General features: G+C 68.1%; 10 protein-coding genes. 5 read left to right on the plus strand and 5 right to left on the minus strand.

Annotation, left to right across the window (positions count from 1 at the left end; translation table 11 throughout):
- Positions 1-183: 183 nt before the first annotated feature.
- From BDI24065_RS09995 to BDI24065_RS10015, 5 genes are all read left to right on the plus strand, one after another.
- A complete protein-coding gene (locus tag BDI24065_RS09995; RefSeq protein WP_175031111.1) occupies positions 184-1,167 on the plus strand; it encodes a LysR family transcriptional regulator in 984 nt (327 codons plus the stop codon).
- Between the two features lie 30 nt (positions 1,168-1,197).
- Positions 1,198-2,196, plus strand: coding sequence for a 2-hydroxyacid dehydrogenase (locus tag BDI24065_RS10000; RefSeq protein WP_175031112.1), 999 nt, complete (start codon positions 1,198-1,200; stop codon positions 2,194-2,196).
- 179 nt (positions 2,197-2,375) lie between these two features.
- Positions 2,376-3,140: a 5,6-dimethylbenzimidazole synthase gene (gene bluB / locus BDI24065_RS10005; protein WP_175031113.1), complete on the plus strand. Its 765-nt coding sequence runs from the start codon at positions 2,376-2,378 to the stop codon at positions 3,138-3,140.
- A 235-nt stretch (positions 3,141-3,375) separates the two neighbouring features.
- Entirely contained in the window at positions 3,376-4,545 is a 1,170-nt protein-coding gene (locus BDI24065_RS10010) for an MFS transporter (RefSeq protein WP_089445022.1), read from the plus strand.
- Between the two features lie 93 nt (positions 4,546-4,638).
- Entirely contained in the window at positions 4,639-5,799 is a 1,161-nt protein-coding gene (locus BDI24065_RS10015; RefSeq protein WP_175031114.1) for an MFS transporter, read from the plus strand.
- Between the two features lie 114 nt (positions 5,800-5,913).
- Here BDI24065_RS10015 and fahA read toward each other — a convergent pair whose 3' ends face one another.
- From fahA to BDI24065_RS10040, 5 genes are read right to left on the minus strand one after another with little or no spacing between them, the layout of a single operon-like run.
- A complete protein-coding gene (fahA, locus tag BDI24065_RS10020) occupies positions 5,914-7,218 on the minus strand; it encodes a fumarylacetoacetase (RefSeq protein ID WP_175031115.1) in 1,305 nt (434 codons plus the stop codon).
- The gene (gene hmgA, locus BDI24065_RS10025; RefSeq protein WP_175031116.1) at positions 7,215-8,549 is read right to left on the minus strand and encodes a homogentisate 1,2-dioxygenase; all 1,335 of its coding nucleotides are present in this window, start codon (positions 8,547-8,549) and stop codon (positions 7,215-7,217) included. The genes fahA and hmgA overlap by 4 nt, the downstream gene beginning before the upstream one ends.
- Positions 8,550-8,564: 15 nt before the next feature.
- Positions 8,565-9,926, minus strand: a complete 1,362-nt coding sequence (locus BDI24065_RS10030) for an MFS transporter (protein WP_175031117.1) — start codon at positions 9,924-9,926, stop codon at positions 8,565-8,567.
- Positions 9,923-10,153, minus strand: coding sequence for a DUF2783 domain-containing protein (locus tag BDI24065_RS10035; protein WP_069247256.1), 231 nt, complete (start codon positions 10,151-10,153; stop codon positions 9,923-9,925). Before BDI24065_RS10035 ends, BDI24065_RS10030 begins: the two co-directional genes overlap by 4 nt.
- A gap of 28 nt (positions 10,154-10,181) precedes the next feature.
- Positions 10,182-11,843, minus strand: a complete 1,662-nt coding sequence (locus BDI24065_RS10040; protein ID WP_175031118.1) for an FAD-dependent oxidoreductase — start codon at positions 11,841-11,843, stop codon at positions 10,182-10,184.
- Between the last annotated feature and the right edge of the window lie 307 nt (positions 11,844-12,150).

A 12,150-nucleotide genomic window follows, 5' to 3' on the forward strand; every position in this document is an offset into this window, starting at 1 on the left:
CCGCAACCCGCCCCTTTTCTCAGGTTGACGGATATCGCTTCTGTATTGAACAATCATCTGCGGAATCGAAAAAAACGATTTTTCGATACGAAAGAGAACTGGGTGCCGCGCGATGCGCTTTCGGGGTTGCGCGGCGAAACACCACAACCATAATCAATCAACCGGGCCAGAAATACGCAAGCCATGAACCAGATTCAGACCATGCGTGTATTCGTCTGCGTCGCCGAGCAGCAAAGCTTCCGGCGCGCGGCGCACCATCTCGGCGTGTCCAATGCACTCGTCACGCGTTCGATCGCGATGCTCGAGGGCCACCTGAACACACGGCTGATCCACCGCACCACGCGCAACCTGTCGCTCACCGAGGCCGGCGTGCGCTACCTCGACGGGTGCCGCGCGCTGCTCGAGGAATTCGACCACCTCGAATCGTCCGTCGCGCATGCCGTGCGCGAACCGGCCGGCACGCTGCGCGTCGTCGCGTCGGGCCTGCTGTCGCCGCTTGCACTGACGCCGCTCGTCAGCAGCTTCCGGCACCGCTACCCCGAGTTGCGCGTGCAGCTGACCGTCGCCGAGGGGCCGCTCGACGTGCTCGATTCGGGTTACGACGTCGGCATCGTCACGGGCAACCGGCTCGACGGCAACCCGACGCTGATCGGCCACGCCCTTTCACCGAACCCGTTCGTCGCGGTCGCGGCACCGGCCTATCTCGAGCGACGCGGCGAGCCGCGCGTGCCCGACGACCTGCCGGGCCACGACTGGGTCACGCTCGCGCCGCACCAGCATGCGCCCGCGTGGCAGCTGGTCGGCCATGACGGCGTCGCGCATTCCGTCACGGTGCGCCCGGCCTGCACGGTCAACCAGCTCGCGCTCGTCCACGCGGCCGCCGTGGCCGGCGCGGGCATCGCGGTGCTGCCCGAGCCGTGCGTCGCCAGCGCGCTCGCCAGCGGCACGCTCGTGCGACTGATGGCCGGCTACCGGATCGACGATCCCGACACGCAGCTGTCGCTCGTCTACCCGAACCGCCAGTACGTGCCGGCCCGCACGCGCAGCTTCGTCGAGCACGCGCTCGATCACTTCAGCGCGCAACCCGCCCGCGAACGCACCGACTACGGCTTCATGCGGCCGTCGCGCGGGCCCGACCGCTCCGACATCGTCACGGGGCTGCAGTAAACTGCGCGCGTCAGCCATCGGAGGTGCAGCGTGCGCGTGATCCTGTTCAGCAGCCGGCAGTACGACGACGATTCGTTTGCTGCCGCCAACCGGCAGTTCGGCTATCGGCTGCACTTTCAGCCGTCGCACCTCGACGCGGAAACCGCGATCCTCGCGCATGGCTATGACGTCGTCTGCCCGTTCGTCAACGACACCGTCGACGCAGCCGTGCTCGAACGGCTGGCGGACGGCGGCACGCGCCTGATCGCGCTGCGCTCGGCGGGCTTCAACCATGTCGACCTGGCGGCCGCCGAGCGGCTCGGCATCACGGTCGTGCGCGTGCCCGCCTACTCGCCGCATGCGGTTGCCGAGCACGCGGTCGCGCTGATCCTCGCCCTCAACCGCCGCCTGCCGCGCGCCGTCGCGCGCACCCGCGAAGGCGACTTCTCGCTGAACGGCCTGCTCGGCTTCGACCTGCACGGCAAGACCGTCGGCGTGATCGGCACCGGCATCATCGGCAGCGTGTTCGCGAAGATCATGATGGGCTTCGGGATGCATGTGCTCGCGCACTCGGTGCCGCCGTACAACGACGAGCTGATCGCCTTCGGCGCACGCTATGTCGAGCTCGACGAGTTGCTGCGCCACGCCGACATCGTCAGCCTGCACTGCCCGCTGCTGCCGTCGACGCACCACCTGATCAACGAACGGACGCTCGCGCGGATGAAGCATGGCGCGATGCTGATCAACACCGGGCGCGGCGGCCTCGTCGATGCGCAGGCGCTGGTCGACGCGCTCAAGAGCGGCCAGCTCGGCCATCTCGGGCTCGACGTGTACGAGGAGGAAAGCGGGCTCTTCTTCGAGGATCACTCCGACCTGCCGCTGCAGGACGACGTGCTCGCGCGCCTGCTGACCTTCCCGAACGTGATCGTCACGTCGCACCAGGCGTTCTTCACGCGCGAGGCGCTCGCCGAGATCGCGCATACGACACTGCTGAACATCGAGGCGTGGCATGCGGGCGCACCGCAGAACGTCGTGATGGCGAATCGCTGAGAAATCGACGAAACCGGCTCATTTCACGATTGTCGGCGCAGTCGCAATCGTTTGCTTTTGTTCGCCGCTGAAAACGCGATCTTTTTCATCAACAATTTCGCGCTTTGTTTCGACTGATGTAACGATTCCCGTGCGCCGTCTGCTATCGTTGCGCCGACGTTACCCCGCCCCTCCCGCCCATGCGTTTCGACGATTCCGACATCGCCGCCGTCTACCGCGCCATTTTCGAACGACGCGACATGCGCCACTTCACGCCGGCGCCCGTCGATCCGGCCGTGCTCGCGCGCCTGCTGCGCGCGGCGCATCACGCGCCGAGCGTCGGCTTCATGCAGCCGTGGCGCTTCATCCGCATTACCGATCCCGCACTGCGCAGCGCGATCCACGCGCTGGTCGAGGCCGAACGCCGTGCGACCGCCGACGCGCTCGGCGAGCGCCAGGACGAATTCATGCGGCTGAAGGTCGAAGGCGTGCGCGAATGCGGCGAGTTGCTGGTCGTGGCGCTCGCCGACGGCCGCGAGCGCCACGTGTTCGGCCGCCGCACGCTGCCGGAGATGGATCTCGCATCCGCCGCGTGCGCGATCCAGAACATGTGGCTCGCGGCCCGCGCCGAAGGGCTCGGGATGGGCTGGGTATCGCTGTTCGACGTCGATGCGCTGCGCACGCTGCTGCGGATGCCCGACGGCGCGAAGCCGATCGCCGTGCTGTGCGTCGGGCACGTCGACGCGTTCTATGCAAAGCCGATGCTCGAGCAGGAGCGTTGGGCTGCACGCATGCCGATCGAAGCGTGCCTGTTCGAAAACGGCTGGGACGATCCGGCCGCGATCGATGCCGCCGGCTCGCCTTCGTTGCGCGCGGACGTGGCGGACGCGGTAAAGGAAACCGGCACCGACGCCGCAAGCGCGTCGACCGCAAGCGTCGACAGTTCCCCCGAACGCATCGCCTGACGAGCGCCCCGCCGCCACCGTTCCGACCCCGGCAATTTCACCGCCGCCAACCCCGTCGAATCCCACACTGTGAGCGCCACGCGCGCTGCCGCGTCGCACGCCGGCAACAACCATTTTGGCCCCAAGCATAGGGGTTTTCACTGAAGTAGAATCGCGGCTGTCGTTCGCCTTACCGTCCGCCCGTCCCGCGCATCCTGCGCCAGCCCGAGCGGCGGCTTTTCCCGAGCCTACCGCGATGCCCTTACCTCTTTTCGCCCTCGCCGTCGCCGCATTTGGAATCGGTACCACCGAGTTCGTGATCATGGGGCTGCTGCCCAATGTCGCGCGCGATCTCGGCGTGTCGATCCCGGCCGCCGGCATGCTCGTGTCGGGTTATGCGCTCGGCGTGACGATCGGTGCGCCGATCCTCGCGATCGTCACCGCGAAAATGCCGCGCAAGCGCGCGCTGATGGGCCTGATCGGACTGTTCATCGCGGGCAACCTGTTCTGCGCGATCGCACCGGGCTATGCGGTGCTGATGGCCGCGCGCGTCGTCACCGCGTTCTGTCACGGCGCGTTCTTCGGCATCGGCTCGGTGGTCGCGAGCAACCTCGTCGCGCCGAACCGTCGCGCGCAGGCGATCGCCCTGATGTTCACCGGCCTCACGCTCGCGAACGTGCTCGGCGTGCCGCTCGGCACCGCGCTCGGCCAGGCATACGGCTGGCGCGCGACGTTCTGGGCCGTCACCGGCATCGGCATCGCCGCGGCCGCCGCGCTCGCCGTCTGCCTGCCGAAGAACCTCGCGATGCCCGACACCAGCATCACGCGCGAATTCAGCGTGCTGAAGCACCCGCAGGTGCTGATGGTGCTCGGCATCAGCGTGCTCGCATCGGCCAGCCTGTTCAGCGTGTTCACGTACATCACGCCGATCCTCGAGGACGTGACGGGCTTCTCGCCGCGCCAGGTCACTTACGTGCTGCTGCTGTTCGGTCTCGGGCTGACGGTTGGCGGCACACTCGGCGGCAAGCTCGCCGACTGGCGCCGGATGCCGTCGCTGATCGCGACGCTCGCGTTGATCGGCGTGATCCTCGCGCTGTTCGCGGGCACGATGCACCTGCCGTTCGCCGCGCTCGCGACGATCTTCGTGTGGGGCATCCTCGCGTTCGCGATCGTGCCGCCGCTGCAGATCCTGATCGTCGACCGCGCCAGCGACGCACCGAACCTCGCATCGACGCTGAACCAGGGCGCGTTCAACCTCGGCAACGCGACCGGTGCGTGGCTCGGCGGGATGGCGATCGGCTCCGGCGTGTCGCTCGTGAACCTGCCGTGGGTCGGCGTCGCGATGGCCGTCGCCGCACTCGCGCTCACGCTGTGGTCGGCATCGCTCGAGCGCCGCCCGGTGACCGTGCCGACCGAGTACGTCTGACACAACCCTGTTGATATCGTTGCGACCACAACTCCACGCGAACCTGATGGCCTTCATGGACCTTTCAAGGTCCGCGGTGTAGCATCCCCGCCGATGAAAACCATTCTTAATCGCGATTTCCTTGCACTCATCCTGAGCGTCGCGGTCGTCGGTCTCGGCACCGGCGCCACGCTGCCGCTCACCGCACTCGCGCTGACCGAAGCCGGACACGGCACCAACGTCGTCGGCATGCTGACGGCCGCGCAGGCGCTCGGTGGCCTCGCGATCGTCCCGTTCGTCACCGCGCTCGCACGGCATATCGGCTCGCGCCGCGCGATCGTCGTGTCGGTCGTGCTGCTCGCGGCGGCTACCGCATTGATGCAGTTCACGTCGAACCTGATCCTGTGGGGCGTGCTGCGCGTGCTGTGCGGTGCCGCGCTGATGCTGCTGTTCACGATCGGCGAGGCATGGGTCAACCAGCTCGCCGACGATTCGACGCGCGGCCGCGTCGTCGCGATCTACGCGACCAACTTCACGCTGTTCCAGATGGCCGGCCCCGTGCTCGTGAGCCAGATCGCCGGTGCGACGAGCATCCGCTTCGCGCTGTGCGGCGCGCTGTTCCTGCTCGCGCTGCCGACGCTCGCGACGATCCGGCGCGCGCCGCTCGCCGGCGACGACGCGCATCACGCGCAGCACGATCACTGGCTCGCCGTGCTGCCGCGCATGCCCGCGCTGATCATCGGCACCGGCTTCTTCGCGCTGTTCGATACGCTCGCGCTGTCGCTGCTGCCGCTCTACGCGATGGATCACGGCGTCGCGAGCGCGACCGCCGTGCTGCTCGCGTCGATCATGCTGTTCGGCGACACCGCGATGCAGTTCCCGATCGGCTGGCTCGCGGACAAGCTCGGCCGCGAGCGCGTGCACCTCGGCGCGGGCTGGATCGTGCTCGCCGGCCTGCCGCTGCTGCCGTTCGTGATCGCGAATCCGTGGCTGTGCTGGCCGCTGCTGTTCGTGCTCGGCGCGGCGGCCGGCAGCATCTACACACTGTCGCTCGTCGCGTGCGGCGAACGCTTCCGCGGTGCGGCGCTCGTCACCGCGAGCTCGCTCGTGTCGGCGTCGTGGAGCGCCGCGAGCTTCGGCGGCCCGCTGGTCGCCGGTGCGCTGATGGAGCAACTGGGCAGCAACGCGCTGGTCGGCGTGCTGGTCGTCTGCGTCGCGGCGTTCGTCGCGGCCGCACTGTGGGAGCGCCGCGCCGCGTTGCAGCGCGCGGTCTGATGCCGACGCGAGCACACCACAGCGCTCCGCCCTGTCACTGATACTCCGGCTACGAAAACGACGACGGCCCGCGCAATGCGGGCCGTCATGCTCCGGGTCGCGCTACGTCGCGCGTTACGCCTTCAACGCCGGCAGGATCGTGCCGACGCACGCACCGAAGCCGACACGATAGCCGTCACCCTGGCACCACCCGGCGAGCGTGAGCTCGTCACCGTCCTCGATGAACGCGCGGCTGCCGCCACCGTTCAGCGCGACCGGCTCCTTGCCGTTCCACGTCAGTTCGAGCAGGCTGCCGAACGAATCCTTCGTCGGCCCGCTGATCGTGCCCGAACCCATCAGGTCGCCCACGCGCGTATTGCAGCCCGCGACCGTGTGATGCGCGAGCTGCTGCGCCATCGTCCAGTACATGTGCTTGAAGTTCGTGCGGCTGATCGACGTGGCTTCGGCCGCCCCTTCCGCGCGCAACGTCACTTCCAGCGCGATGTCGAACGCATGCTTGCCTGCGTGCTGCAGATACGCGAGCGGCTGCGGCGACTGCTCCGGCTGCGCGACGCGGAACGGTTCGAGCGCGTCGAGCGTGACGATCCACGGCGAGATCGTCGTCGCGAAGGTCTTCGCGTTGAACGGGCCGAGCGGCACGTACTCCCACTGCTGGATGTCGCGCGCGCTCCAGTCGTTCAGCAGCACCATCCCGAAGATATGCGCTTCCGCGTCCTCGCACGCGATCGGCTCGCCGAGCGCATTGCCCTGGCCGACGATGAAGCCCGTCTCCAGTTCGATGTCGAGCTTGCGGCACGCACCGAACACCGGGCGTTCCTGGTCGGGCAGCTTCAGCTGCCCGTTCGGGCGCCGCACCGGCGTGCCGCTCACGATCACCGACGACGCGCGGCCGTTGTAGCCGATCGGCATCTCCGACCAGTTCGGCAGCAATGCATTCTTCGGATCACGGAACATCGAGCCGACGTTGGTCGCGTGCTCCTTCGACGAATAGAAATCGGTGTAGCCGGGAATCTCGACCGGCAGATGCAGCGTCGCGTCGCGCTGCGCGACGAGCGCCTGGGCACGCAGCGAAGCATCGTCGCGCAGCCGCGCGTTGTCGCGCGAAAACAGGTCGGACAGCTGCACGCGCACGCTGCGCCATGCGTCGCGGCCGAGCGCGACGAACCCGTTGAGCGTCGGCGCGGCGAACACGTCGGCGCCGGCCGGCAGCGTCACGAGGCCCGCGCGCGCAAGCGCGGCGAGGTCGACGATCTGGTCGCCGAGCGCCACGCCCGCACGACGCGATGCCTGCTTCGCATCGCTGAAGATCCCGAACGGCAGGTTCTGGATCGGGAAATCGCAGGCGGGATCGTTCGCCGTGTCGACCCAGCTCTTGCGGGCCGGGTCGAGCGTCGCGCGCCAGTCTTGGGTATCGCTCATCTTTGCTCCGGATTGAAATGTTTCTTGATGCCTTGCCAGCATTCGAAGTAGTCGGCCTGCAGCTGCGCGGTGTCGAGCGCATAGCGCGTCGGCCGGATCAGCGTGCGGGTTTCGAACATGAACGCCATCGTCGCGTCGACCTTGTGCGGCTTCGTCGTGTCGCTCGCGGACGCCTTCTCGAACGTATCCGCATCGGGCCCGTGGCCCGACATGCAGTTGTGCAGGCTCGCGCCGCCCGGCACGAAACCTTCGGCCTTCGCGTCGTATGCGCCGTGCACGAGCCCCATGAATTCGCTCGCGACGTTGCGGTGGAACCAGGGCGGGCGGAACGTATCCTCGGCCGCGAGCCAGCGCGGCGGGAAGATCACGAAGTCGATCGTGTCGACGCCCGGCGTGTCGCTCTGCGACTGCAGCACCAGGAAGATCGACGGATCGGGATGGTCGTAGCTGATCGAGCCGATCGTGTTGAACAGGCGCAGGTCGTATTTGCAAGGCGCGTAGTTGCCGTGCCACGCGACGACGTCGAGCGGCGAATGGCCGATGTCCGCACGCCACAGGCGGCCGTTCAGCTTCGCGATCAGCTCGAACGCGCCTTCGCGGTCTTCGTACGCGGCTTGCGGCGTCAGGAAGTCGCGCGGGTTCGCGAGACCGTTCGAGCCGATCGGGCCGAGATCCGGCAGGCGCAGTTGCGCGCCGAAGTTTTCGCAGATGTAGCCGCGCGCGTCGCCATCCGGCAGCGTGACGGTGAAACGCACGCCGCGCGGGATCACCGCGATCTCGAACGGCTCGACGTCGACCCGGCCGAATTCGGTCGCGATGAACAGGCGCCCCTGCTGCGGCACGATCAGCAGTTCGCCGTCCGCGCTGTAGAAGAAGCGATCCTGCATCGAACGGTTCGCCGCGTACAGGTGGATCGCGCAGCCGTTCATCGCGGCAGCCGAGCCGTTGCCGGCCATCGTCACGAGCCCGTCGACGAAATCGGTCGGATCGACCGGCATCGGCAGCGGATCCCAGCGCAGCTGGTTCGGCGGCGTCGGCGGCACGTCGGCTGAATCGCCGAATTCCGACACGAGGCACTGCGGGCCCGCGTACGGCTCGAACGGCCGGTGCACGGCCGCCGGGCGGATGCGGTACAGCCACGAGCGGCGGTTGTGGCCGCGCGGCGCGGTGAACGCCGTGCCCGACAGTTGCTCCGCATACAGCCCGTACGGCGCGCGCTGCGGCGAGTTGCGGCCGTGCGGCAACGCGCCGGGCAGTGCCTCGGTCGCGAATTCGTTCGCGAAACCGCTCTGGTAGCCGGCGGTCGCCGGTTTCGACAGGTCAAGCGTCATCGTTTCCTTTCTCCCTCAATTCATCGCGGCGTTTGGCGCCTGCGCGCCGTTGCGCCGCGTCACACCGGCAAGCCCCAGGACGAACAGCGCCGAGCACAGCACGGGCACCGCGGCCGCGTGGAACAGCGCGCCGTTCGACCAGTTGAGCGCAATCAGTTGTCCGCCGACGAGCGGCCCGAGCACCGAGCCGATCCGGCCGATGCCGAGGCTCCAGCCGATGCCCGTCGAGCGCAGCGACGTCGGGTAATACTGGCCCGCGAGCGCGTTGACGGCCGGTTGCCCGCCGACCACGCAGAACCCGCCCGCGAACACGACCACCAGCAGCCACGGCAGCGCATGCGCAACCGAGCCGATCAGCCCCACCGACACGGCCGCGCACGCGAAGCATACGAACAGCACGCGCACGAAGCCGTAGCGTTCGATGAACCAGCCGAGCGACAGCGTGCCGATCACGCCGCCCGTCTGCAGCACCGTGCCGACGATCACGGCAGTGCCCTGCGAATAGCCCGCGTCGCGCATCACGGTCGGCAGCCAGTTCGACAGGAAGTACAGATCGATCAGGTTCATGAAGCTGATCGCCCACAGCAGCAGCGTGACCGGCAGGCGGCCATGGCTGAACAGCTCGGCGACCGGCGCGCCGGTCGCGGCGCGCTCGCGCACGACGAGCCGCGTATTCGCATCGATGCCGGACTGCGGCGCGAAATGCGCGAGCCAGTCGCGTGCCTGCGCGACGCGCCCTTTCAGCACCAGGAACTGCAGCGATTCGGGCAGCCGCGCGACCATCGCGATCGTCAGCACCAGCGGCACCGCGCCGCCGACGAAGAACACCGACCGCCAGCCGAGCGCCGGAATCAGCGCGGCGCTGATGAAGCCGCCGATCGCCGCGCCGAGCGTGAAGCCGCACGACACGATCATCATCCGCTTCACGCGATGCGCGGCCGGGCTGAACTCGCCGACCAGCGCCATCGCGTTCGGCATGATGCAGCCGAGGCCGAGGCCCGTGACGAAGCGCAGCGCCATCAGCACCGGGATCGAACCCGCGAACGGCGTCGCGAGCATCGTCACCGCGAAGAACAGCGTCGAGCCGATCAGCACCGGGCGCCGCCCGATCCGGTCGGCCAGCACCGACAGCCCGAGCGCGCCGAGCAGCATCCCGAACAGGCTCGCGCTGAATACGGGCCCAAGCGCCTGCTTCGGCACACCCCATTCGGCGATCACGCTCGGTGCGACGTAGCCCATCGCCTGCGCATCGAAACCGTCGATCACGAGGCACAGCCCGCACAGCACCAGCAGCATCCAGTGAAAGCCCGGGCGATGGGTCTCGTCGATCACGTGCTCGACTTCGAGCACGCGTGCGTCGGCCAGCGCCGCGCTCATTGCGTCACCTCGGCGGCCGGATGCACGGGCGGCGTCACGCCCTGGCGCGCGAGCGCCATCGCTTCGCGCAGCACATCGGCATCGCCGATCTGGTTCGCGAGCAGCAGGATCAGCTTCGCGTTGACGAGTTGGCTGTCGGCGTCGGACAGGTCGCGATGCATGTCGATCAGCGCTTCGTAGAACGCGTCAGGGTCAGCCAGGCGCGGGCGGGTGTCGAGTGGGGGCATGACGGAGTCTCCGGTGTCTTTATCGTTTTCAGCGTGCGCAGGTCGCGCGCGCCAGTGCGTCGGCAAGCGCCTGACGGTCGAGCGTGCGCGTCCGCGCGCAAACGTGCTGGTCGGGACGCAGCAGGTAGAACGTGCCGGGCTTCGCGTCATAGCGTTGCGCAACGAAACCGTCGACGTCCTCCACGACGTCGACACCCGCGACCGGCTGCGCGTGCCCGGCCGGCACGACAAGCACCGGCCGCACCGGCAGCGCGAGGCCGTCGAGCGCCTGCGCGAGCGCGGCCGCATCGCCCGGCAACCCGAACAGCACGCCGGTGAAGCCGCTGCCCAGATGCTGCAGCAGCCAGCCCGACGCGCCCTGCGCCCGCACCGGCGCATCGGCCGCCGCGGCACCCGGGCGCATCGCGCCCGCGAACGCGTCGCCATTGCGGTCCGGCGTATTCAGCGGCGAATCGGCCAGCACCGCCGGCACCGACAGGCGGCCGCTGTTCACGAGCTTGCGTGCGAACTCGCAATCACGTGCGAGCTTCAGCGTCGCGTCGCGGAACACGCGCGACACCGGGCTCTTCGGCGTGATGAAGTCGGTCGAGCGCGTCGAGTTGCGGATGTTCTCGTCGGCCGCGAATTCGCGCTCGCTCGCATAGGTATCGAGCAAGTTGTCGGCCGAACGGCCGTCGAGCACGAGCTTCAGCTTCCACGCGAGGTTGTCGGCGTCCTGCACGCCGCTGTTCGCGCCGCGCGCGCCGAACGGCGACACGCCGTGCGCGGAATCGCCCGCGAACAGCACGCGGCCGTGCCGGAACGACTCCATCCGCTGGCAGCGGAACGTGTAGACGCTCACCCATTCGAGTTCGAACTCGACGTCCGGCCCGAGCAGCGCGCGTACGCGCGGGATCACGCGCTCCGGCTGCTTCTCGGCGACGGGGTCGGCATCCCAGCCGAGCTGGAAGTCGATGCGCCACACGTTGTCGGGCTGGCGGTGCAGCAGCACCGACTGATTGGGATGGAACGGCGGGTCGAACCAGAACCAGCGCTCGGTCGGAAACTCCGCCTTCATCTTCACGTCGGCGATCAGGAAGCGGTCCTTGAACGTGCGACCGTGGCTTTCGAGGCCCATCATCGTGCGCATCGGGCTACGCGAGCCATCGGCCGCGATCACGTACTGCGCGCGCAGCGTCGCGACGCCTTCCGGCGTCTCGATCGTCACCACCGCGTGCTCGGCCGACTGCTCGACGCCCGTCACCTTGTGCTTCCAGCGGATGTCGATATTCGGCAGCTCGAACGCACGGTCGGCCAGATAGCCTTCGACGTAGTACTGCTGCAAGTTGATGAACGCGGGGCGCGCATGCCCTTCCTCGGGCAGCAGGTCGAACGCATACAGTTGCTCGTCCTGCAGGAACACCTTGCCGACGTGCCAGCTAACGCCCTTGTCGACGAAGCGCTCGCCGCAGCCGAGCCGGTCGAAGATCTCCAGCGTGCGCTTCGCGAAGCAGATCGCGCGCGAGCCGGTCGACAGCGTGTCGTCGTCGTCGAGCAGCACGACGGGTACGCCCTGCTGCGCGAGGTCGATCGCGGCCGCGAGGCCCACCGGGCCCGCGCCGACGACGATCACCGGGTGAACGGTCGTGTCCTGCGCACGCGGGCGGTATTCGAACTTCAGCGTCTGGTAATCGATGCTCATGGTCGCCATCCGCTCCTCAACCCTGCCGGGCGCTCGCCGGCACGCCCGTCATCCCGCCCGTCGCCTGCCGGCGCGCCGCGCCGCCGTCCCGCGTGCAATTCCTGTCAACCGCCACGTCTCGCTCCTTGCTTCCTGTTGATTCGTGAACGGCGCCGTCTCGCGGCGCCCGCATGCCGCATTTCTTGATCGGCGACAAATCCTGGATTTACGAATAGTAAAACCAATTACTAATAGTGAAATCAACGTAAACCCTAGGCGAAGCGTCGACGACGGGATAACCATATGAACGAAACGCCAAGCCGAGCTTGGCCGGCGC

It is taken from the genome of Burkholderia lata, from assembly GCF_902499025.1.
Lineage (GTDB): Bacteria > Pseudomonadota > Gammaproteobacteria > Burkholderiales > Burkholderiaceae > Burkholderia > Burkholderia lata_C.